The following is a 25,831-nucleotide window of genomic DNA, read 5'->3' on the forward strand; positions in this document are numbered from 1 at the left end:
GGAGGCTAACTTTATGCGCTCAACATTTATGGGGCTTGAATCAAGTAAGCGTGGATTATATACACAACAAAGCGCGCTTTATACAACTGGACATAATATTTCAAATGCCAACACACTCGGCTATACTCGCCAACGCGTGAATATGGAAACAACACCGGGGTATCCTGGCAGCGGCTTAAACACGATGAGAACAGCAGGTCATATTGGTACGGGGGTTCAAGCACACTCGGTTCAACGTATGCGAGATGAGTTTACTGACCGCCAATTCCGCCAAGAGGTAAATAAATTAGGATACTGGCAATCTACAACAAAATCAATTTCTCAAATGGAAGATATTATGTCAGAACCATCTGAATTTGGTCTCAACCAAGCATTCACAGAGTTTTGGAAATCAATGGAGGACGTTGTCGATAATCCAAAAGACACAGCAGCCCGCCAAGTAATGCTTTCTAAAGGACAAGGCTTAGCGGAATCATTCAACTATATGGATACGCAATTAAAGTTAATCCAAGGGAATATCGGAAATGAAATCGACGTAACAACAAAAAAAGTTAATAACCTTCTGAAACAAGTAGCAGCATTAAATGAACAAATTCAAAAAGTTGAACCAAATGGCTACATGCCAAATGATTTATATGATGCGCGTGATGTATTGCTTGATCAACTGAACGAAATTCTTCCAGTATCGATATCTTTTGAAAGCTCAGGTGGTAATGCATTAGCCATTGCTGAGGGAAGTATGACGATTACATATGTCGATAAAGCCGGCAATAAAATTGATTTAGTAAAAGGGAAAGAATATGGGCAATTAGAGGCCAATGATTCGAATAATTTACCAATTGACGGTGATGTTGATACAGCAAATGGCTATAATCCATTCAAAGAATTTGTGTTTACAGGTGTAGGTAATCCAGCAACATTAACTGTTAAACATGAAGATTTAGAGCCGAGTAAAGGGCAATTAGCTGCCTTAGTTGATGCTTATGGTTATCAAGCTACAAATGCAAATGGAACTGTGGAAGTAAAAGGTTTATATCCGGAGATGCTTCAGCAACTAGACTTATTAGCCGCGACGTTTATAAAGGCATTTAACGATATCCATAACTCTGCAAATGCATTTGATTTAGATGGGAATCCTGGGAAACCATTCTTCTCAGGTACAACGGCAAAAGACATTAATGTTGCAATTACAGATCCAAGGGAAATTGCGGCATCAGATGCACCTGATGAAGAGGGTAATAATAAAAACATGTTGGAACTATCAAAGCTACAATCGGCAGTACAGGCTGGTTTACAAGGTGGTACATTCCAATCATTCTACAAATCATTAGTAGGTGATTTAGGGGTTAAAGGAGAGCAAGCGGTAAAGCTAGAGTTCAATTCAGGGACACTAGCTTTACAAATTGAAAATAACCGTGCCTCACATAACTCAGTTTCACTTGACGAAGAAATGACGAATATGATTACATTCCAGCAAGCGTACAATGCGAATGCTCGTATGATTACAGTAATCGACGAAACACTCGATAAAATTATTAATGGCATGGGTCGAGTAGGATTATAATCACAACTTAGAATAACTGTTTTACTTTGAAAGGAGAATACTAATGCGCGTTACACAATCAATGTTATCGAGTAATATGCTTCGTAACTTAAATGCAAGTTACGGAAAAATGTCAAAATATCAAGATCAATTACAATCGGGGAAAGTTGTCAATCGTCCATCTGATGATCCAGTAGTTGCAGTAAAAGGTATGGGCTACCGCGTAGATTTAGATAAAAATGCACAATTCCAACGCAATATTAATGAGGCGAATAGTTGGTTAGATTCTACGGATGAAGCACTTGGTCAAGTAGGAGAAGCGTTGAAACGTGTGAAAGAATTAGTTGTCCAAGCAGCGAATGATACAAATACGTTAGAAGACCGTCAAAAGATTAATGCAGAAATTACACAAATAAAAGAACAAATTCGAGATCTTGGTAATTCGAAAATTGGCGAGAATTATATTTTCTCAGGAACGCATACGAATAGTCCGTTATATACAGATGACCCCTTAAAGATAGATCCTATAACTGGTCAGAATACTGATGTTACAACAGGCGCAGGTAAGAGTATTGAAGTTAACGTATTTGATGGTATTAAAATGCAGATTAATACACCAGGAAATGAGTATTTTGAAAAAGTGGATAAATTCATGACTGAATTGGACGATTTATTGCAAAATGGTGCAACGGGTGAAGAGATTGGTAGTGCACTAGGCTTAACGACTGAAAACGGGCTACCAGGTTTGGATGCACTTAATGAAGAAGCATTGACGTTACGTGCAGATGTCGGTGCGCGTCAAAATCGTGTCGAGATGATGGAAAACCGCTTATCACTTCAGGAAGTTAATGTAACAAAGCAAAAGTCTTTAAACGAAGATACAGACTATCCAAAAACGATTACAGAAATGATTACACAAGAGTCTCTTCACCAAGCATCATTATCGGTGGGCGCTAAAATAATTCAAACAACATTAGTAGATTTCATAAGATAATAAAAAGCGTTTGGACTTGTTCCAAACGCTTTTAGCTAATAAAGGGAGGGAAAAGGATGCGAATCCCACAAATTCAAATTACTAAAACGGATATTCAAATGAATTGGAATACATCCAAATCACAGCAAATTATTAAACAACCGCAAGCAACTTTAAAAATTTCACAACCGGCAGCAACGCTTGAAATTCGTACAACGAATGCGAAACTCGATATTAATATGGATCAAATGTGGCGCGATTTAGGTATTACACCTACGGGAGAAGTCATTGCTGAATATGCCCAAAAAGGAAAACAAGGTGCATTACAAGGAATCGCGCGCAGAGTAAGTGAAGGCTACCAACTTATGAAGGGTGGTGGGCGCGGTCAAGAAGGGGCGACGATTCCACAAATCGCGAAACAAAATCACGGTCCGCAACGCCCAGGCCCGTATAATATTAAATTTATCCCATCCATTGGTTCGGTAAAAGTGAATATTACACCAGGAACGACGGATGTAAATATTCAGCGTAATGCACCTAAAATTGACGCTCAAGTGAACAAACCAATCCATCAATACACACCTGGTAAAGTAACTGGTACAATGGTACAAAGACCAGATGTACAAATTGACGTAGTCGGATAAAAGGAGCCTTAAACATGAATATTGAAACGAAATTTTTAGGTGAAGTAGAAATTCAAGAATCGGAAATTTTAACATTTGAACAAGGGTTACCAGGATTTCCAGAGTACAAAAAATACGTTTTACTTGGACTGGATGCAGATTTACCGTTAGCTCTTTTACAATCAATTGATGCAGCAGAAATGGGTTTTGTTGTAGCTTTCCCATATGCGTTTAATAAGGATTACGCCTTTGATATTGGCGAAGAAGATAAAAAAGAATTGCAAATTCATAATGCGAATGATGTCATTACGTATGCGATTGTAACATTAAAAGAAACTTTCCCTGAATCCACAATGAATTTATTAGCGCCAATAATTGTTAATGCAAAAACAAAGCTAGGAAAGCAAATCATTCTCCAAGATAGCGCCAACTATCCATTGCGCTACCCAATCGGTGAAATGGAAGGAAGTGCTAAGTAATGCTCGTCCTATCAAGAAAAAAAGGCGAAACAATTATGATTGGCGACGAAATCGAAGTGAAAGTTCTCTCGATTGATGGCGATCAAGTAAAGCTCGGCATCGTCGCACCAAAATCAATCAAAGTGCACCGCTCAGAAATTTTCGATGCGATACAGGCGCAGAATAAAGAAGCGCTTAGCGGAACGATTCCAGACTTTATGAAGCAATTAAAGAAGAAATGATTATGTACTCTCTGCTTTTATATAGTAGGGAGTTTCTATAAAAAAATGAGAAAAAAATAATTTAAGAAAAAAGTTAAAAAACTATTAAACATTTCCAACTCCCTAACGATATATATAGTGTAGGGCAGTGGAAGTACATAATACGACCAAAGCCAACAGCATTCCACACGGATGTGGGATGACAAAAATCATTCAAGGAGGAATTCCAAATGAGAATTCAACATAACATTTCGGCTTTAAACACACACCGTAACCTAGCATTCAACAACACTCAAGCTTCTAAAAACCTTGAGAAGTTATCTTCAGGTTACAAAATCAACCGTGCTGGCGATGACGCTGCAGGTTTAGCAATCTCTGAAAAAATGCGTGGACAAATCCGTGGTCTTGATATGGCTACGAAAAACGCTAACGACTCAATCTCTCTTATCCAAACGGCTGAGGGTGCATTAAACGAAACACACGCAATTTTACAACGTATGCGTGAATTAGCAGTACAATCTTCAAACGATACAAACGTTGCTGAAGACCGTGCAGCTCTTGACAAAGAAATCACTCAATTAAAAGAAGAAATCACTCGTATTTCTACTGACACTGAGTTCAACACGCAAAAATTATTAAACGGTGACTTCCAAGATCGCGTATTCCACATTGGTGCAAACGAAAGCCAAAACATTCAATTAAGCGTTGGAGATGTAAGCTCTAAAGCTCTTAAAATCCAAGGCGAAGAAGAAGGGACTATCGGTAATAATACAGATGTAATTAACGAAATTACATTCCAAACATCTACTGGTACACATGTCGCTACTTATAATGCTACTGCAGCGACTGCTGGATACTATGTAGCTGGAAATACAGCTGCAGCTGCAGTTGTAGCTGGTGACAAATTAACTGCTGGTGCAACTATTACCGTTGTAAATGGTGCTGCTGGTTCTGGTTATTCAACTGGATCAACTGTAACTGGTGAAACAGCATCTAAGCTAGGTCTTGATTCTGAAATGACTTATTCTAGTGGAACTGCTACATTTAAAGAAGCAGTTCGTCACTCAACAACTAATAAAGTTATATCTGAAGCTGGTTACTATGATGGTACAACATTAGTCTTTGCTGCTGATGAAGCACTTAGCAGTAATTCGAATGTAGATATCAAAGGTGTTAGTCTATTAACACAAAAAGGTGCAGATAAAGCTATTACTGATATCGATGCTGCAATTAAAAATGTATCTGATACACGTTCTAACCTAGGTGCTGTTCAAAACCGTTTAGAGCACACAATCAATAACCTTGGTGCAACTTCTGAAAACTTAACAGCTGCTGAATCACGTATCCGTGACACAGACATGGCTGCTGAGATGATGTCGTTCACAAAGAACAATATCTTAATGCAAGCTGCTCAATCTATGCTTGCTCAAGCTAACCAACAACCACAAGGTGTTCTTCAATTATTAGGTTAATATAGTAGTTCTATTTAAGAGAGGGGAATTGTTTCCTCTCTCTTTTTCCGTTACATAAAAATTACTCATACATGGGTAGCGAGTCTATGGCTCATAAATGTTTTAATATTTAAAACAATGGTTAATAGAAGTTTAGCACCTACAAAATGAATCTGTCTAAAGGATACAATCTGCCGAAATCAAAATTCAAGTGTTTAACAAAATCATTGTTAAGTAGATATTCTGCATAAACAGGTGAACATGAAAGAATTTATCGACTAGTTCACAGTAGAAGCAATCGTGAGAAAGTAATAAGTGAATAAAAAACATTAGCGGCTTGTGTTGAGGTGAGCAGAAGTGGCTGAACCTTCAGAATACTAACGGATATGGACAAGGCTCGAATGTTTCGCGTGTAGTACAAATAAAAGGTTCTGAATTATTGAATAGAGAACTGAAAAAATCTAATTAAAGAACAAAAATACTATCCGATATATACATAGAGAAAGTAGAAAACTTTTTGATTGTAAGTTAAAAAATTTCCAATAAAAATAAGAATTATGGTGGTAAAAGAATGTTAGTTAATAAAAATATTGAAATAATATCTAAAAACTCGTTTCATTGGATTAATCCTTTACAGGATACTGATATATTTCCTAAATTTATGTTTAAAGAAAATAATCTCGAATACTTTGCGAATCAAAAGGAAGAACTTTTTATAGTCGAGGATAATTTTGATAAAGAATTTGAAACAAATGCACTAAGAAAAGAATTAATATTTGTTATTGGTGTATATTCCCTGAAAGAAATAAAGGAATTATGTAGGAAAAAAAATAAGGGATCAGTTCTTATTATTATTGAACCCAATCCAACCTTTTTCAGCCACACTTTAGCAAATAAGCAAATGGATATATTAGATAGGGATGATGTTTATCTTTTTGTGGGTTCAGAACTATCTAATATAAGCGAATATTTACAAGGTTTATTGTTAAATTTAAAGATAACTGGTTTAGTAAAAAATATTACATTTTATTTAACAGCATACTATCGAAAATATGATTTGGAGCTAACAAAAAAATGTATACAGCTAATACGTCAATCAACTAGAACGACAGTAATTTCACTTGGAAATGATATTGTTGATAATTTACAAGGGTTTAAGCAAAATTTAGAAAACCTTCCTTATATGTTTGATTCGATAGACCCAGCTAATATTAAAGGGAGAAATCGTGATAAGCCGGCATTCATTATTTCTGCTGGACCTTCTTTAAACAAAAATATAAATTTATTAAAAAAAGTTAAGTCGAAGGGGTTAATAATTGCAGTTGATACAATTGTCGAAAGATTATTAATGGAAGGGATTGTACCAGATTTCGTATGTACTGTAGAGCGTATTGATAAAGTGTATGAATACTTTTATAAGGATAAAACAATACCTAAAGAAGTTACGCTAGTTGCTCCACCAGTAATAGATAGTCGTATTTTGAAAGAATTTAAAGGGAAGTTTATGCTACCATTACGTGAAGGTGTTAGTGAGTATACCTGGTTTGGAAAATTACTTGAAGCTTCAGAAGCTCAATATATATTCATGGGCTTATCTTGTGCACATGTGGCATTTGGATTGGCACAACATATGGAATGTTCCCCAATAGTATTAGTAGGACAAGATTTAGCTTATGGAAATGATAACGATCAAACTCATGCTAGCGGTACTTCATACGATAGTGTAGAGATTGATAAAAAGAAGAATTCGTTTTTAGATGATACAACTGAGGGGTATTTTGGGGGATCCGTAAAATCTACTCATATGTGGTTAGCATTTAAAAATTGGTTTGAAAAGCAAATTAATCAAGATAATTTATTTGTAATTAATGCTACTGAAGGTGGTGCGAAAATAAATTATACAGTTCAAATGCCGTTAGAAAATGTTATATCAGAATATTGTAAGGATATTAAATTTAATATTATTGATTATGGGAAATATGATTTAGATAAAAATAATGTAATAGGGAAATTAGTGAAGGAAAAGGATTACTTCAGAGCAGTAAGGGAAATTGCCATGAAGATGTTTAGTATACTAGAGAACGTGGAGATTTCAAAAAATGCCGTTAATAAGAGTAAAAATAAGTTAATAGAGCATTTGAATGAAATTGATAAATTAAAGCATGAAATTATTATACATCCATTACTTATGCATAATTTTCAATCAACACTTATAAAGAGCATGTGGGATGAAAATAATATGGAGCAAATATATTCATATGATCATTTAGTAAGAATGAAAAACTTGAATTTGAAATTTTTAGCACCTCTAATTGTAGGCTTATCTGAAATGGAAGATTATATCGAAAAAACTATAGGAAATTTAGAGAATTTAAAGGTGAAAAAATGATGTTAAATAATAAAACAGTATTAGTCACAGGTGGGACAGGTTCATTCGGAAAGAAATTTATCCGTAAAGCTCTTATACTAGGTGTAAAAAAAGTAATTGTCTTTAGCCGTGATGAATTAAAGCAATATGAAATGAAACAAGAGTTCCAAGATGAACGCATTCGATTTTTCATTGGAGATGTGCGAGATAAAGATCGCTTATATCGTGCGTTTGATGGAGTAGATATTGTCATTCATGCTGCTGCAATGAAGCATGTAGATGCATGTGAATATAATCCGTTTGAGGCGGTAAAAACAAATATTAATGGCGCACAAAATATTATTGAAGCAGCGATTGATCGTGGTGTAGAAAAGGTTATAGCACTTTCAACAGATAAGGCATGTAGTCCGGTAAATTTATACGGTGCGACAAAATTAGCATCAGACAAATTATTTGTAGCAGCAAATGCTTATGTAGGTGAAAAGAAGACACGTTTTTCTGTAGTGCGTTATGGGAATGTAGTTGGTAGTCGGGGGAGTGTCGTTCCATTCTTTAAGAAAATCAAAGAAACAGGTACAGTGCCAGTAACCGATGAACGTATGACTCGTTTTTGGATTACTTTAGAGCATGGTGTTCAGTTTGTCCTTGATAACCTAGAGCGTATGCAAGGCGGCGAAATTTTCGTACCGAAGATACCAAGTATGAAGGTAACAGATTTGGCTAAAGCAATTGCACCAGAATGTAAAATTGAAATTATCGGAATTCGTCCGGGAGAAAAGCTACATGAAGCAATGATTATGGAAGATGATGCAAGACATACTGTAGAATATGATTCATATTACGCAATCCTTCCAGAGCTTTCATGGTGGACACAAGAAAATAATTTTGAAGGTAATTCACTTCCAGATGGATTTGCTTATACAAGTGATAACAATACCGAATGGTTAACAATCGAACAATTAAAAGATTTAGTAGGAGAAATGTAGTCTTTGACTGCATTTTTTCTGTAAAAGGAGAGTTTTTATGCGTAAAGACTATTTACCATACGGAAAACAATGGTTAGAAAACGATGACATAGAAGCGGTTATAAATGTATTAAAAAGCGACTATTTAACAACAGGTCCGACGATTGCCAACTTTGAACAAAAGGTGGCTAATTATGTAGGTGCTAAATATGCAGTTGCCTTTTCAAATGGAACAGCGGCACTTCACGGTGCATGTTTTGCTGCGGGAATTGGCGAGGGTGATGAAGTAATTACAACACCAATTACATTTGCAGCCAGCGCAAACTGTGTAAGTTACGAAGGTGGCACAGTTGTTTTTGCGGATATTAATGAAGTTACATATAATATAGATCCTATAGAAATTGAAAAGAAAATTACACCACAAACAAAGGCAATCATTCCGGTGCATTTTACAGGACAGCCGGTACAGTTAGATGAAATCCATGCTATTGCAAAGAATCATAAATTAATTGTGATTGAAGATGCGGCACATGCGCTTGGTGCTGAATATAAAGGAAAAAAGATTGGTGCATTAAGTGATATGACGATGTTTAGCTTTCATCCTGTAAAACATGTTACAACAGGTGAGGGGGGCGTTATTACAACGAATAGTGAGTCCTATTATAAAAAGCTAGTACAATTCCGTTCGCACGGTATTACGAGAGACATGGAAAGCATGACTCAAAATGATGGACCTTGGTACTATGATATGCAGTTTTTAGGCTATAATTATCGAATGACGGATATTCAGGCAGCGTTGGGATTAAGTCAGATGGACAAGCTCGATAATTTTGTAGAGCGACGTCGCGAAATTGTACAAATGTATGATGAAGCATTTAAAGACACTGAATATTTAGTAACACCCAAGCAACTTTTTGAAGGGAATTCAAGTTGGCATTTATATGTGATTCAATTAAATTTAGACAAGATTAATTCGACCCGTAAAGAAATATTTGAAGCATTAGTGGCACAAAATATTGGTGTTAATGTACATTATATACCAGTTCATACATTGTCATATTATAAAGAATTAGGCTATAAAGAGGGTTCAATGCCAAAAGCTGAAGCATTGTATGAAACAATAATAACTTTACCATTGTTCCCGAAAATGACGAATGAAGATGTAAAGGATGTAGTTATAACAGTAATAAGTGAACTTAAGAAGGTGAGCAAATGAAAGTTGTAGCAATTATTCAAGCAAGAATGGGGTCAACGCGTTTACCAGGTAAGATATTGAAAGAGATAAATGGACGTCCCTTACTTTCATATCAACTGGATAGACTAAAAGCTAGTAAGTTCATCGATGAAATTGTTATAGCTACAACAACAGAAATACAAGATGATAATGTAGTCGCCTTTTGTGAGCAACAAGGTGTGTCTTATTATAGAGGTTCTGAAATGGATGTATTAGCAAGGTACTATGATACTGCTGTAAAGTTTAAAGCAGATGCGATTGTTAGAATAACTTCAGACTGCCCTATTATTGATGTGCAAGTAGTAGATAAAACGATAGAGTATTTTTTAGAATCGGATCATTACGACTATGTCTCTAATACAGTAGAACGTACATATCCAAGAGGTTTAGATACTGAGATTTTCACATTTGCAATTTTAGAAAAAGCGTATAAAGAGGCATCTTTAGAACGAGATCGAGAGCATGTAACTGCCTATTTTTATACAAATCAAGATGTATTTAAAATTGGTCATATCAAAAATGAAACGGATTACAGTAAATATCGTTGGACTGTTGATACGGAGGAAGACTTTAAACTAATTAAAAATATAATTGATGCTCTGTATGCTAAAAATTCTCAATTTACCTTACAGGATACTGTAAATATAATGGAAGAAAATTTGGAGTGGTTTAATATTAATGCGCATATTGAACAAAAGAAATTATAAGGTGATTGCATGAATATATTTATTAGAGTAGATGCTTCCGTTGAAATCGGCACAGGTCATGTAATGCGTTGCTTAACTTTAGCTAACCGACTAAAAAAACAAGGGAAGACAGTAGCCTTTATTTGTCGACGTGCAGAAGGTGATTGCATAGAGCTAATAGGGCAACAAGGCTTTTATGTATATCAATTGCCTGTTATCGAAGAATCTTTATGGACGTATGTAGTAGAGCATTGGGAAACAGATGCTAAGGAAACGATTGATATTTTACGCAAATACAAAGTAGAACGACTAATTATTGATCACTATTCAATAGATATTAAATGGGAGCAAGTAGTTCGGCCATTTACTAAAGAAATAATGGTTATTGATGATTTAGCGAACCGTTCGCATAATTGTGATGAGCTACTCGATCAAAATTTTTACTTGGATAAAGATTTAAGGTATAACGGTTTAGTGCCAGATAGTGCACGATTGCTATTAGGACCTAAACACGCTTTATTACGCGAAGAATTTATAGAAGCTCGTAAAATGATTAAGCATTTTACAGGTAAGATTGAAAGGATATTCGTCTTCTTTGGTGGTAGTGATCCAACGAATGAAACAGAAAAAGTATTGAAAGCAATTTTACCAATAATTCATCTAGAAAAAATGAAAGTTGATGTTGTAGTAGGTAACTCTAATCCAAATAAGGTGAAAATCGAAAAATTGTGTTCAACTTCCGGCCTATTAACATATTATTGCCAAATAAATAATATGGCAGAACTTATGGCTAAAGCCGATTTAGCGATAGGTGCTGGTGGAGCAACAACGTGGGAGAGAATTTATTTACAATTACCCTCAATAGTAATTGCAGTAGCAGATAACCAAGTAAAAGCTGCTGAAGATTTGGCAATAACAGATGCAATTATTTTTTTAGGTGTATATAATGCCGTTACAAAGGAGCATATAGCTGATTGTTTAAAAAATGTCATGGCTAATAAAGAGAAATTTGAAGAAAATATAAGAAATTTAACTGCGATGTAAAATAGATTAGTAGCTCCTTATATAGAGTTTTGAAATAGTTTTTGAAAGTTATATTAATAAAATTCATGCTTGATAAAACAGGATAGAGTGAAAACAATAAGGGTTGTGGCATAATGGCTAATTTATTTCAAGAAAAATTAAGAAATATAACTTTAGATGATGTAAAAAGAATCTTTGATTGGAGAAATCAATTATTTATTCGTTCAAAAATGTTTAATAGTGAAGAAATTATCTGGGAAGAACATTTAGAATGGTATAATTCATTGCCAAACAAAAGTGATAGAATAGCGAAAGTTTTCTCTTGTAATCGTGTAGATTATGGTGTTTTAAATGTTAGTATAATTAACAAAGAATCTGGAGTTTGTGAATGGGGTTTTTATATTGGGGATGAACATGCACCAAAAGGAACAGGTTTACTGTTAGGTTATACATCTCTTAACTACATTTTCGTTGATTTGGAATTAAGAAAAATATGTGCTCAAGTAATTGAATCTAATGAAATAAGCCAAAGATTTCATGAAAAACTAGGATTCAATTTGGATGGTATTTTAAGGAAGCACATTAAACGAGATAAGCATTATGAAGATGTATATGTTTATAGTTTGTTTAAAGATGAGTGGCAGAGAAAATCTAAAGTAATAAAAGTAGAGCTAGAGGAGAGATTTAAATGAAATCAATTAGTGTAGAGCAATATAAAATTGGTTCTCAAGAAAAGCCGTTCATCATTGTAGAGATGTCAGGAAATCATAACCAATCATTAGAACGTGCATTAGAAATAGTAGAAGCTGCCGCGAAAACAGGAGCACATGCTTTGAAAATTCAAACATATACGGCAGATACAATAACATTAAATGTAGATACACCCGACTTTATAATAAAAGATGAAGAAAACCTATGGAAAGGTAGAAAACTTCATGATTTATATGATGAGGCACATACACCTTGGGAATGGCATAAGCCAATTTTTGACCGTGCAAAAGAATTAGGGATGATTGCATTCAGTACCCCATTTGATGAAACCGCTGTTGATTTTTTAGAGGAATTAGATGTACCGCTATATAAAATTGCTTCTTTTGAAAATACGGATTTACCACTTATAAAAAAAGTAGCATCCACAGGTAAACCGATGATTGTATCAACCGGAATGGCGACATTAGCTGAATTAGATGAATTAGTACGAACTGCAAAAGAGGCTGGATGTAAAGATCTCGTGCTATTAAAATGTACAAGTACATATCCTGCTACGCCAGAGAATACAAATATTTCAACAATCCCACATATGAAGCAGTTATTTGAAGATGTACAAATTGGGTTATCAGATCATACTATGGGAATTGGTGTGGCCGTAGCGAGTGTTGCATTAGGAGCAACAGTCATTGAAAAGCATTTCACACTAAATCGTGCTGATGGTGGTGTGGATTCTGCCTTTTCGATGGAGCCAGCAGAAATGAAGGCACTTGTAGAAGAAACAGAACGCGCTTGGTTAGCATTGGGGAAAGTGACTTATGGTCCGACTGAGAAAGAAAAAGCATCTTTGAAGTTTCGCCGTTCAATTTACGTGTCGAAAGATATTAAAGCAGGTGAAAAATTTACAAAAGAGAATATTAAAATTATTCGACCAGGGTATGGATTGGAGCCGAAATTTTTCAACCATATCCTCAATAAAAAGTCTCAAAGAGATTTTTCAGTAGGTATGCCTTTAAAGTTTGAAGATTTATAAAGGTTACTTAAGTTTACTTTAAACTTAGACGATATTAAGACTAGGCTAACTATAAAGGAGCAAAATATATGACTCAAAACGTAGATCAAATAATCCAAGAAACAATGCAATCATATTATGAATATGTTGTGAAGATAGAGGGCGGATGCTCCTATATCACTAATGCATTTAGTACGAATGAAATTGAAGCAGGTATTCAAGGAATTCAGGCCTTAAGCGAGGGGTTGTCTTGGTTAATCGAGGCAGAAAAATTGATGCAAATACATTCATATCAAATTCAAAGTCCGATTAGTGAAGTCATTCCTCTTTTTGAAAAAATCAACGCCGCTTTAGAGGCTGAAAACTTTGACGAGTTAGGGACACTAGTTGAAATGGAACTAAGACCTTTGTTTAAACATGCTGTTGATTGGAAATTCATACAAAAAGTTAGTTGATATTTAAATATGAACAAAAAACTCGCGGAGTAAATGTAAAACCGCGAGTTTTTTTTTATTCGATACGAACCCCGTTAAATTGTAAAGTCGATCCAGCAGTTGTTGGAATGATTTCTACAGTCGCATTTGGATAAATCTTAATTGTAAATGCTTGTGTTGGAGTATTTAATTCCGAAAGCTGCATTGTAAATTGACTTTCATGTGCAGAATTTTCATCTACTGAAATGGATATATTAGTGTCATTGCTAATGGCAGAATTAGTTCCTGCGACACTTGTTAAATCAATCTTTGAACCATCTAAATTCAATGAGAATGTAAAATTAAGTTTTGATTCTTCATACAGAGCGGTATACGTGTAATCTACAACATCATTCTCTGCAGTTATTGTCATTGTATAATCTGCATTTACTGTAAATTGCACTGTTTTTGTTAAACCGTTTGAAGAAGTGAAATCAATTACCTCTGAACCAACTCCAATTGGAATAAACTGTTTTGTTTTTTCGTCTATGCGGACCACTGCGGATTGTTCATTTAAATTATGAGACGCATAATCAGTCCAATTCAGTGCTGTTTTGATATCCGATTCTAATAAAGTGAAGTTTGTATCTTTCTCCTTTTTATAAAGAACTTTTCCATCTACTGTTTCTCCAGCAATGACAATAGGTTCTGTAGTATCCCCGTAAACAATTGTCCCATCGACATAAATGCCGCTTGTTGGTGCTAATGGTGTTGAAATTAATGATTTTGCACCTAAAGTTGCTAAATCATATTTGAATATTGGCGTTCCTGCATTGATTTCATAGCTAGAGCCATTCCATGCTACGGAAATTTCAACATAATCGCCTGTATTAGTAAGATAGATACCTGTACCTTCAGCTTTTGCTACCCATTTATCTGTATTTAATGAAACGACATCGACGCCCTGCATATGTGTTGCAGAGTTATATGCTGTCGCTTGCATAACTAGGGTAGTAGTTAATACATAATCTGCTCTTACAGTAACGTTATATATTTCATCATTTACTGTGTATGAGGCAGTAGTTGCACTATTTTTATCTGCGTAAATAATTGTTTTTCCATTATGTGAAACGGTGCGTAAGTTGCCATTAATGTTCGACACTTCACCATCTACTACGAGTGCATCATGTAAAATTGGACTCGCTGGGACAAAGTTATTGCCGTCTAAATTCGCTTTTACAAGTACTGTTTTATAAGTCGCTTTTTCACCTTGGACAATAAAGATTGACTCAGTTGTCTCGTAAAATACGACATCTAAGCCTATTGTGCCGACTGTAGCAGTAGCACTACCTGATTTACTCAATATAGTTGGTGCAAATTTAAATACATCAAATTCTATCGTTTGAGTAAGTGGTTTAAATGAATAGCTTAAATTATTGTTCACTTGTAAAACATAAAGAGCTTGCTTGTCTTCATTGCCTTTCACGATGACATGTTCTGTACCACTAATACCAGGATAAATTGTCAAGTTTCCATTGCTTACTTTTATGACACCTTGATGTGAAGTGAATACACTATCATTTGCAGTCGTAACATTTGTTGGATAGAAACCAAAGTTAGCAGTATTAAATGATTGTTTAACAATTTGTGAAGCAACGGACCAAGTGTTATTTGCATCTTTTGTTGCTTCGATTGTAATTTGGATTGATTCGTTATTGTTCTTAACTGTCACGATTTCCGTTCCAACTGTATGTGGCTCAAATGAAACGTTTGTACCAGTAAATGTTGCGTTTGTTAATGTAGAATCTACACCAGTGATCGTTGTTATTGCTTCTGAAACATCGACAACAGTTGATTCGATTAAATCGACTTGCATCGTGCCGTCTACCGCCACCGTAATTCGGTATGTTTTATTATCGATTGTAATATCTTCCGTACCAATTCCGATTGCAATTAACGTATTGCCTTTAGCTATAAGAACTGTACTAGCTGGCGGAATTGTAATTGCCGCGCTTGGTGCTGCATATTCAATACGTTGTGCAGTAGTTTGAAGTACGTTATTCGTTTTTGTTGCGATTAAGTTATACAATTGGCCGTCAATGTTGGCAACAACTTTCCCTTCTTTTAAAGCGTAAACATCTGGTGCATTAAAACGGAATACTGAAGCATCCCCGTTTACAACGGATAGTGATGTTGCACCAGTAACGGTTGTTTTTGCAATTGTTGGCGTCATGACGAAGCCGCCATCTTTATCTGTTACGAGCATATGGATCATTGTTTTGTCGCCATTGATTGTAATCTCGGCTTGACCGCTATTTTTTGCGTAAATGATTAGTTCATTATTTAAAATTTGTGCTGTTACTACACCTGCACCAGTTAGTGCATTAATTGTATAACTATCAATCGTATTAACGCCTAGCTCGCTAGCTGTATATGTCGTTTGCTGAATTGGCTCACTTACTTCAATTGTATATAAGCCGTCCGCTGCTAGGGAAACAACTACTGTACGTATTTTATCGCCAGTTTTAATCGTTGAAATACCTGCTTGTTGTGCATAAACTTTTTTACCATCTGCTTTAACGCTTGTTCCATTAATCACTTCTACTGGCTCAGCAAATTCTGCATCGACAATCTCATAATTGATTGCAAATGTACGGTTTGGATTACGCGTAATTGTGACGTTCATTAATGCTTTATATGCATTAGCACCCGTCCCAATTGTTGTTTCTAAAACTGACTTACCAGATTCTAATGCGTAAATAACGTGATCACGCACTTCAGTAAATTGACTAACTGACCAGCCTATACTAACCTGTTCAGCCATTTCTTTTTTTGCAATTGTTGTTGTTAAGTTTGCACCGTTATTTGCGACGACTGTAGCATAATGCGTACCATCAGATACCGTAATATCTGTAATGCCGTCGTTCAATCCATAAATATAAAGTACCGATTTATCATCGCTTACTAGCGTATTGACAATTGAACTTGTTGCAGAAGCTGAGCTAATAGCAGCTAAACCTAAATCGGTAGCTAAAATAGTAGCCAATGTATGGTTCGTTTGTATAACGCTATACAAACCAGTATCCACATTTTTTGTAACATGAATCATTGCTGCTGTAGAAGCAGACGTCTCGTACAATGTATTACCAATAGCAGTAGGGTAATACGTACTTCCATTTGCTGATGGACGGGCATTCGTTGTTGCTGTACTGTGCAATGGATTTGTAGCAGTTACTGTAAACATGACAGGTGTGCTCGTAATAACAAGATTGCCTGATACCGTTTCTACTTTAATGTTTACAAAGCCTACAATTGAGCCATTTTGTGTTAATGCTAATGATGTTGTTCCTGCTTTTTTCGCCGTCATATTTAAACCGCTAGCTGTAGCAGTTACATCAATCACTGTTTGATCAAAGTCACTAGCTGTAATTGCATGTGTAGTAGTATCAAGGTCCATGTCTGCAAACTTCAAGCTTTCAATTGCAGCTTGTGGTGTCACCGTAAATGCGCCATCTTCACTACGTGTTACTGTAAAGGCTAATTCTTTATTCTGATCATCCGTAACAGTTAATGTCGTAGTTCCAACTCCTGTGCCTGCGTAAATAATTAACTTATTATCGCGTATTTCAGCAGCTGCAATCGTACTTAATGTATTTGATTTTGTAGTAATATTTGCCGACAAACCGTAATCTGCGTAATTAAAGGCAACCATTTTGCGCTCATCCACTGCTAAGGCATATTTATTGTTTTCTACTGTAGTTTTAGCGGTTACACGATAATTAGCTGTTAAGAATGTTTCTTCTGTTACACCGTTTAAAGCGTAAAGAGTAGTATTGTCTAAAGCAAGATTTGTTGATGTTAATGTTCCAGGTGCCTCGGTTAAGTTTGCTTGGACAAAGCTTGGTGCCGCAGTAAAGTACTTATTACTACCACGTACAACATCAACATTGATTAAACGGTCATTTGTCGCTTTTAATGTTGTAGATCCTGTAGCTAACAAGAAGACGTCGTTAGTATTTAAGCGAATGCTATTCCCCGAAAGTATAGAAGCCCCTGCGAAATCACCCGTTAATTCAATTTTTGCAGCCTCTAATTCAGTTGGTTTACCATTTGTTACAGTTGTATGATACACAGTTTCATCCGAGCCATTTGTAATTGTAATATCAGACACGCCAGATGTTCCTGTTGCATAAATAATTAATTCATTATCAACTGTATCTACAACGGTTTCTACACCATTTAAAGTGGTATCTGCTACAGTACTACCTGTTAAATCAAACGATACGAATGGTTTCGCATCTGATACAGATAAGCTGTAATGACCGTTAGCCTTTGTCACATTGGCGATATAGACATCTGTTGCAGTATTTACTAATGCCGTCCCTACACTAATTGGAGAGAAGGATTCGTTATTAATCCCAAAAGTTTTTAACATCGAATGATTCGTAATCACTTCAATTTCTGAACCAATTGTATGAGTTAAAATATTTGCACTAGGCACTAACTTATTTGTTAGCTCAGTCGTTGTCGTTACATTCACTAAACCGTTTGTAAAGTCTAGGGAAGTCTTGCCGTCCTCTAATGTATAGACGGTAATCTTATCGCCATCCCAAACACCACGAGCATTTACCGTTTGTACTGTTTCGGCTGGCGCAGTGCTTATAGCTACATTCGCAATTTCTGTTTTTGCTACTTCGGCTAAAATGACTGCACCGTTTTCGTCTAGCTCTACATTGACTATTGCTTTATCTGTTCCATTCGTTACGAGTACACTTACGGTTTGTGCAGATTTCGCGCCATTACTATAGATTGTTAAGCTATCTGCTTCACGGACAAGAGAAATCGCATTTGTATTGCCACCGACAATTGTTGCGTTTGTGAACTGATCTAAACCAGCATCAGACGATGTAATCGATTTACTTGTAATCGGTGTAGATGAAATTTGCAACTTACCATTTGCCGCCTCAGTAACCTTCACTACAACAATATTTTGTCCATCTCGAACTTTTGTTTCGCCAATCCCGACAGCATAAATCGTATTTGTTTGCTCATCGATACGAACGATAGATGGGTCCGTTACGTTCGTAATAGTAGAAACTGCGCCTGTTCCTACAATTGTTAAAGGAGTAACGGTTGCTGTTAAATAACTATCTGCATCACGTGTTACTTCTATACTTTGTAAATCACCATCAACTGTTGCATACGTAAAGCCTTCAGCAAAGAAGTACAGTTGTTTATTCGTATAATCGAAACGTGCAATTGTTGTATTTTGAAAGTTAATAGTTGTCGCGCCGTTAAATGTCTCACCTTGACGGGCGATTTTGTGCTCTAATAATGCAGTGCCCTTATCGATAAGTTTTACAACAGTACGAAGATTGCTATCTGTTGCTCTTACGGTAAATTCCGTAGAACCCGTTGCATTTCCTGTCAGCTTACTATAGGCAATAATTTTATCATTTACATTGCCTACATATGCAATGTTCGCATCATAACCTGTTTCAATTGCTATTGCAGATGTCGAATTAAAGCCTAAATCATCTGCTGTATAAACAGCCGTACTAATTTCTACTGGTGTAGAAATGCTGTATTGTCCGTTAGATTTCGTCACGCTAACTTGCTGTATGCTGTTGCCATCTAGGAATTGTACAGTTCCTTCGCTCAGTGCATATATATTCGTACCTTCAATGCGGATTTTGCTCGCATCTTCTTGGCGAATTAATATAGGTGTGCCAGTAGTCGGTGTTAAAATTGGTGTCGTAGGAGTAACTTTTAAATCACTTGCAACATCGACATTGATAATAACGGATTGACCATTTTCATCTGTAATGAATAATGAAGTTGTACCGGCAGTTACACCATAAATACTAACTGTGTCTGCGTATTCTGTTTTACTAATAATCGCTGCATTATGACCTGTTGCAGAAATAGCCCCAGTTAATCCGAGTTCAGCGGCTGTAATAGTTGTAGCAGCTGTTAATTCTGTATCAGCCATCACAAACTGCCCATTAGCGCTTGTCACTTCATATACAATAATAGTGCCATCCGATAAACGAACTTTTGCATTTGCGTTATTTTTTACTGCATAAACGGTCTTTTTGTCTGCAGATAGGCGAACTGCATCACCTTCAATAATTGTACCTTCTAATGTATTGACCTTTTGAACAGGTTCTACTGTTAGTTGTCGTAAATCAGGTGTAGGTGAGCTGTTATCTACTGCTGAAGTAATATTTACCAATAATTTCTTACCGTCTATATCTGTTACTTCATAAGCTGTAGTACCAGTAGCTAAAGTAAAGAACTGAACGTTTGTACCGGTTGTTTTAGCTCGAATTACATTTTCTGTTGTCCAACTAGTAGAAGAACTATTTGATAAACCGAAGTCTGCTATGTTTAAAACAGTATCTGCATCTTCTATTTCAGCTGTAAACGTACTTCCATCACGGTTTACATAAATATAAGTAGTGGCTGTAGTAGAGGAACCACTAGTACCATTTACTTGAATCCGTGCTTCTGAATTTACAGGAACAGATATGCTAATTTGATCTCCATTCAAAGTCGCTTTAACATTTGGATCGCTACTTGTAGCAGAAACTAGTGTATCTAGGCCAAGAGCGATTTTATTAAATGTCTTTTTGTAAGTTGTTGTACTAACTGTATCGAAACTATATAGTTCAGTAATCGCATTTTGAGTTAAATTGATCGTATAGTAAGCGTCATTACTTGCTAATGGTACTTCAATCGTCGCTTGCCCATCTGTCATACCTAAACCAGTAGCATAAATTGTTTGACCTTGTAAATGTGCTGCCGCCGAGTTAATCGTCGCATTTGTTCCAACTGCTTCCGAAATAATGTGTGTGACTGGTGTAGCATTAATTTCGTAGCGATTATTTGAACGTGTGACAGCCACATTAATAACAGAACTCTTCGTTCCATCGCTAACGCGGAAAGTACGGTTACCTTCCTGGAAGCCATATACATATAATTTGCCATTATCTACTACAGCTCGAGCTGAGGGAGAAATAGCTCCGACAACATCGTTAATTGAAGTTGTTAAACCTAAGTCTTGTGCTTCCACTTCTGTACGGGCCACTTCAAAGGTATAAGAGCTACCACTTTTCGTCACATAAATTACTGTACGTTCAGCTGGCTCGGTATTCGATGATAGTGTAATTTCAGATGTGCCATCAGTAGCGAGATTCGCAACTAATAGACCATTGATCACCTGAATTTTATCGGCGGTATTTGAAGACTTGGCAGTTTCAATAGTTGTCATATGGACATCTGATGGTGATAATTGGAAATTTGTTACTTCTTCAAAATTAGCTAATGTATATTGATTATTTGCTTGAGAAACAACCACTTCATATTGTTTGCCGTTTGATAAGGTAATTATAGAAGTACCAGTTTTTTCAGCATAAATGAATAATCCATTAGCGCGAACACTTTCTCCACTAATACTACTAATTGTTGCACCACTATTTGATACATCTCCTCCAGCGGTAGGATCAGTTAAAGAGTTCTTCAGCACTTTTAAATCTGCTACTAATAGCTCACCTGTACTATTACTAACTGAAACATTAAAGATGGCTTTCTTTTCTGAAGCATCTGCAATAACGTATGAGCCTGTTGCAACTGAATTTGCAAATACTTGTAACCCTGTTCCGTTATCAACTAAATGGAAGCCACCATTTGTTGGATGTTTAGTGACCGTATGCGAAGAATCAATATTTAAATCAGTTGCAATTGATAGCGTATTTGTTGATTTTGCAATTTTATATGTTAATGATTCATTTGTTGCATTAACATTTACAGCTGTTACATATTGTCCGTTACCTAATAAAATTAACTCACTACCTGCTGCGCGAGGGTATAATATGACACTATTATTCGTTGTTAAGGCACCTAAATTTTGTGAAACGATGTCAAATACTGATGGTAACCCTAAATCATTGAATGTGATTTCCATAGGTGTAATAGCAAATACATCTGAAATATCATAATGAGTTCCGTTTAAGGATACAGTAATACCGTTTACCTTTTTGCCAATCGGATTTGTATCAGCGTCAGCCGTTTTAATAAGTGCAAATGCTGGTGTTAACTTTGATGGAATAATATATGATTTGTTATCGTTAGCTGTAAAGAAACGGAAGGAGTCAGCCCCATCGAGTAATTCACCTGAAGTTGCTTCTTTTGCTAGTACAGTTTGGGTTGTAATCTTTTTATTATTATCAACGGTAACAGATACTAATGTTGCGTTTCCGTTTGAATCTGTAACGCGGACTGTTGTTGAACCAGTTGCAAGAGCTGTAAATATTAGTTTACCATCATCTGTTACCGAGTTCGAAATAATATTTTGCGTCGAGTATGTGAAATAATTGGTAATTTCCCCAGATAAAAATAGCTGAGATGCTGACATTGTTGCTTCAGTGTCATAGGCATTATCATTATTCACCTGGTTTACTAAAGACTCTAAACTCTCGACAGTTGTATAGCTGTCTGGATTGGCATTTAAAGCCTCAACATATTTTGATAGGAAGAAACTATCGAAAGTTACACTAGATGTTGAAATAATAAGCTTTAATAAAGGTTTGATCATTTCTGGATCGTTGCGACCATCCGCTACAGATAATTGGGAAACCCTTTTTAGAGCTTTAATGTAGTCTGAAGGATTAGCTTTAACTGATGTACTGCTCGCAACTAATTCATTTGTAATGTAAATTTGTCGGCTACCACTTAAAGATAATCCAGGCACAGTAAAGACATATGAGTTAAGGCCGTCCACTATAGTCCAACTATTATTAATGTTAAAGCTTTGATATGCTAGGTCACCATTTTTAAAAACTAAGAAATATTTCAAGGCGCTACTTGGTGTAGTCGTATTACGATAACGTGTTTTATAAGTAAATTTATTACTCGAGAGATCTCTATCGCTTAAAGTCAGATTTAAGATATTGCTAGTATCGATTAAAGAATAACCTTCAATTTTAGATCCGTTTACGCTATAGGCAACAATAGTTTTCACATCATTATATAAAATAAATGGGGTACCTGCTGAATATAGTACGGCATCTGATGGTATTGTAGTTGCATTTTTATAGCTATTTAAATCTGCTGTTGAATTAAGTGTTACATACATTAATTGGTTACTTGCAGGTATATCAGCAGTAATATTATAGTAGCCAAATCGATCAGAAACTAAAGATGAACTGAATGATTCAATATTACCTGGGTTTTGCTCCTGCATTTTAAAAATGGCGTGATTATTAGCAATTGATACACCGTTTAAATTTATTGTAGAAGCTGTAACATGAATGAAATCTAACCAGCCATCTGTCCCGGTTAGAGGGGCTGTAACATTTAATGTCTGTATCGTTTTTTCACTTGTACTAATAATCGTTAATGGGTGTGCTAAAGTGACATCTAATGTACTGACATTAGCATTTAATGTTAGATGTGATACATTATCGGAAACGTAAAGATTGATTAGTGATGTAGCGGTAGCAAGATCTACTCCATTATTTTTAATCGAAATGCTAGAGAAGGGTGCACCTTGCATATCAACTTTTGTATCTTTACGAGTAACAGATAAAGTTTGGCCTGAATAATCACCATCAGCAAATGTCACTGTCATTGTCGTAGTACCTAAATCATTATTTGCCAGCATTGAATGCAAATTAAGTGCTGCAATTCGTTGACCATTTAATAATTGGCTAAATGCTGAAGTATTTTCTTCTATAATAATTTCACTGCTCGTTACATCCGTTATTAACACATCATGGTGCGAGGAACCAATTGTTAGTTTATCGCCACTAGCACCTGAAAGTGATGAAAAACTACCTTGTGCATAGATGGTACCAGTAGTATTAGTCAAATTTAATGAATCTGTAGTTGTATTAACTTTAAGTTGTGCTGCTGTTACATTAGATACAGTATTAATATTTCCGTTTAGTTCTATTGAAGAGGCAACAACCCCATCGATTAAAACCATATTTGTACTATTAGATGAGATATTTAATTTTGTCACGTTAGAGATATTTCTAACTGCTTCTACGTCCCCAATAATCATTAGCTTTTCAATATCTGTTGTCAAACCTGCAAGTGCTTGTCCATCAAAATCAGCTACCTCGATTGTTAACGCACTTATTTTTGTAACAGTATAATCAACTGCTTCAAACTCTAAATGTGAAATAGCAGTGGCATGCTCTGTTAGCAATTGCGCTAAATAATCGTCAGTTATTGCATATTCAACCGTTGCGACATCCCCAGAGGTAGTAGGTGTTTCCATAATGATTTTGTTATCTTGAATATTGACTGTCGTTGCAACGATTGTTTCACCGCCATCATCAGGAGAAGAGCCATTATTGTTATCTCCGTCGCCATCATCAGGAGAAGAGCCATTATTGTTATCTCCGTCGCCATCATCAGGAGAAGAGCCATTGTTGTTATCTCCGTCGCCGTCACCAGGAGAAGAGCCATTGTTGTTATCTCCGTCGCCGTCACCAGGAGAAGAGCCATTGTTGTTATTTCCGTCGCCGTTACCAGGAGAAGAGCCATTGTTGTTATCTCCGTCGCCATCATCAGGAGAAGAGTCATTGTTGTTATCTCCGTCGCCGTCACCAGGAGAAGAGCCGTTATTGGTATCTCTATCGTCCTCACTCTCACTTGGGGGAGTTGAACCATATTGAATATTAAAAGTTTTTACTGCGTCATCCCACGTGTAAATTGTATTGTTAATACTTACCGTCGAAACTGTTATAGTGTTTGAGACAACTAAAGAATTAGTTCCATCACCATTTATATATAATACTTCTATTTTTGCTGTACCTGTTATTACTGCGTCTGAAGATACATAAACATTTTTATAATCTCCATTTATCGTTAAGTTCTTTGCATGCTGCACATACAGTGACGAAATAGTCGATGCTGTTTTAGAAATAGTAACGTCAGATTTTTCTACATGCAAAGTGTCAATGATTGAACCGTTAAAAGTAATATTCGTTTTATTTGTTTTATTTAAAACAGGACTTAATGAAGCTATATTTTTTGAATGATCCTTAACAAGGAAGTTGGTAGCTTGTACATTATTAACAGTTAAAATATTATTTTCAGTAAAGTGTGTAACTACATCTGCTTCGATATTACTGACTTTTGTTATGGATGCAGGTAAAGTTAAAGCATTAATCGAAGCATTTTGACCATCAAAGCTAGTAGCATTATTTTGAATTATTAGAGTATCAATTGCCATGATTTCATTTTTAGTTACCGAAAGAGTGATATTTGCATTTAGTAAGGCATCTTTATTTGTTTTATTAGTTAAAAATGCAAACCTATTTGAAACAGAATATACTTTTCCAGCGACTGTTATTTTATTTGTTGAAATTTTTTCTATTGTACCTGTAACAGTTTGTGTTGTAGTGTTCTTAGTATTTTCTGCACGTACTACAAAAGAAGCAATCTGTCCGCGTGTAACAGGGCTCACCATATCAAAAGTTATATTCGTCTTACCGGTCGTAATATGTGCATCATATAGTGCCAGTATGTAATGATAGAATTCATGCTTAACTGGTATATCGGTGAAAGGGAGCTTACTCTCTTTATTTGGCGATAATTCGAATGCAAGTGCAATCATTTTTGCCATTTGTCCACGTGTAATTGTTTGCTGCGGTTTAAAAGTGCCATCTTCAAAACCATTAATGATTTTCGAATTGGCTAAAGTAGCAATATATTTATAAAACTCATCCGTTTCATTGACGTCGGAAAATTTAGGGTTTTTAATTTTGCTCGTATCTAGATTTAGAGTAGAGGCAATGATTTTGGCAGCTTGACCTCGTGTTACTGGAGTGTCAGCTTTATAAGTACCATCGGGATAACCATTAATGATACCTCTTTCTAGTAAATTTATAATATCTTCATAATGGGGATTATTTTTGTTTAAGTCCTCAAAGTTTTGAGCTGAAGTAGGGGATGCTATTGCACTAATACTACTTGCTATTAAAGCGACAGATACCGAACTTTTTAAAAAGCGATTTGTTTTTTTTTGCATAAAAATCCTCCTCGTATATTCAAACAATATATCGGTATAAAAAGTTAATATGTTACATTGGTACCTTTTTTGTTTTGAAAAAAGTAAGGACTTATTGACGAAAAGTTTAT

At 35.7% G+C, this 25,831-nt stretch carries 15 protein-coding genes; 14 read left to right on the top strand and 1 reads right to left on the bottom strand.

What is annotated here, in order from left to right:
- Nucleotides 1–13 precede the first annotated feature (13 nt).
- From flgK to MHI10_RS03335, 14 genes are all read left to right on the top strand, one after another.
- Nucleotides 14–1,564, top strand: coding sequence for a flagellar hook-associated protein FlgK (gene flgK / locus MHI10_RS03270; protein WP_340782885.1), 1,551 nt, complete (start codon nucleotides 14–16; stop codon nucleotides 1,562–1,564).
- A 43-nt stretch (nucleotides 1,565–1,607) separates the two neighbouring features.
- Entirely contained in the window at nucleotides 1,608–2,537 is a 930-nt protein-coding gene (flgL, locus tag MHI10_RS03275; RefSeq protein WP_340782887.1) for a flagellar hook-associated protein FlgL, read from the top strand.
- Nucleotides 2,538–2,593: 56 nt separating this feature from the next.
- The gene (locus tag MHI10_RS03280) at nucleotides 2,594–3,160 is read left to right on the top strand and encodes a DUF6470 family protein (protein WP_340782889.1); all 567 of its coding nucleotides are present in this window, start codon (nucleotides 2,594–2,596) and stop codon (nucleotides 3,158–3,160) included.
- Between the two features lie 14 nt (nucleotides 3,161–3,174).
- Complete coding sequence (gene fliW / locus MHI10_RS03285) at nucleotides 3,175–3,618, top strand: flagellar assembly protein FliW (RefSeq protein WP_340782891.1); 444 nt, start codon at nucleotides 3,175–3,177, stop codon at nucleotides 3,616–3,618.
- Nucleotides 3,618–3,839, top strand: a complete 222-nt coding sequence (gene csrA / locus MHI10_RS03290) for a carbon storage regulator CsrA (protein ID WP_340782893.1) — start codon at nucleotides 3,618–3,620, stop codon at nucleotides 3,837–3,839. Before fliW ends, csrA begins: the two co-directional genes overlap by 1 nt.
- Nucleotides 3,840–4,048: 209 nt before the next feature.
- Entirely contained in the window at nucleotides 4,049–5,290 is a 1,242-nt protein-coding gene (locus tag MHI10_RS03295) for a flagellin N-terminal helical domain-containing protein (protein WP_340782895.1), read from the top strand.
- A gap of 550 nt (nucleotides 5,291–5,840) precedes the next feature.
- Nucleotides 5,841–7,658 (top strand): motility associated factor glycosyltransferase family protein, encoded by a 1,818-nt coding sequence (locus MHI10_RS03300; protein WP_340782897.1) that lies wholly within the window; start codon nucleotides 5,841–5,843, stop codon nucleotides 7,656–7,658.
- Nucleotides 7,658–8,623: a UDP-N-acetylglucosamine 4,6-dehydratase (inverting) gene (pseB, locus tag MHI10_RS03305; RefSeq protein ID WP_340782898.1), complete on the top strand. Its 966-nt coding sequence runs from the start codon at nucleotides 7,658–7,660 to the stop codon at nucleotides 8,621–8,623. The genes MHI10_RS03300 and pseB overlap by 1 nt, the downstream gene beginning before the upstream one ends.
- A gap of 37 nt (nucleotides 8,624–8,660) precedes the next feature.
- Nucleotides 8,661–9,818 (top strand): UDP-4-amino-4,6-dideoxy-N-acetyl-beta-L-altrosamine transaminase, encoded by a 1,158-nt coding sequence (gene pseC, locus MHI10_RS03310; protein WP_340782900.1) that lies wholly within the window; start codon nucleotides 8,661–8,663, stop codon nucleotides 9,816–9,818.
- Entirely contained in the window at nucleotides 9,815–10,543 is a 729-nt protein-coding gene (locus MHI10_RS03315) for a glycosyltransferase family protein (RefSeq protein WP_340782903.1), read from the top strand. Before pseC ends, MHI10_RS03315 begins: the two co-directional genes overlap by 4 nt.
- 9 nt (nucleotides 10,544–10,552) lie before the next feature.
- Nucleotides 10,553–11,566 (top strand): UDP-2,4-diacetamido-2,4,6-trideoxy-beta-L-altropyranose hydrolase, encoded by a 1,014-nt coding sequence (gene pseG, locus MHI10_RS03320; RefSeq protein ID WP_340782905.1) that lies wholly within the window; start codon nucleotides 10,553–10,555, stop codon nucleotides 11,564–11,566.
- 113 nt (nucleotides 11,567–11,679) lie between these two features.
- Nucleotides 11,680–12,237 carry a UDP-4-amino-4,6-dideoxy-N-acetyl-beta-L-altrosamine N-acetyltransferase gene (gene pseH / locus MHI10_RS03325; RefSeq protein ID WP_340782907.1) on the top strand — a complete coding sequence of 186 codons (558 nt, stop codon included), beginning with the start codon at nucleotides 11,680–11,682 and terminating at the stop codon, nucleotides 12,235–12,237.
- Complete coding sequence (pseI, locus tag MHI10_RS03330; protein ID WP_340782909.1) at nucleotides 12,234–13,286, top strand: pseudaminic acid synthase; 1,053 nt, start codon at nucleotides 12,234–12,236, stop codon at nucleotides 13,284–13,286. The genes pseH and pseI overlap by 4 nt, the downstream gene beginning before the upstream one ends.
- Nucleotides 13,287–13,354: 68 nt before the next feature.
- Nucleotides 13,355–13,720: a hypothetical protein gene (locus MHI10_RS03335; RefSeq protein WP_340782910.1), complete on the top strand. Its 366-nt coding sequence runs from the start codon at nucleotides 13,355–13,357 to the stop codon at nucleotides 13,718–13,720.
- 55 nt (nucleotides 13,721–13,775) lie between these two features.
- Here MHI10_RS03335 and MHI10_RS03340 read toward each other — a convergent pair whose 3' ends face one another.
- Nucleotides 13,776–25,721, bottom strand: coding sequence for an S-layer homology domain-containing protein (locus tag MHI10_RS03340; protein WP_340782912.1), 11,946 nt, complete (start codon nucleotides 25,719–25,721; stop codon nucleotides 13,776–13,778).
- Nucleotides 25,722–25,831: the final 110 nt, after the last annotated feature.

This window comes from Solibacillus sp. FSL K6-1523 (assembly GCF_038005225.1).
GTDB lineage: Bacteria > Bacillota > Bacilli > Bacillales_A > Planococcaceae > Solibacillus.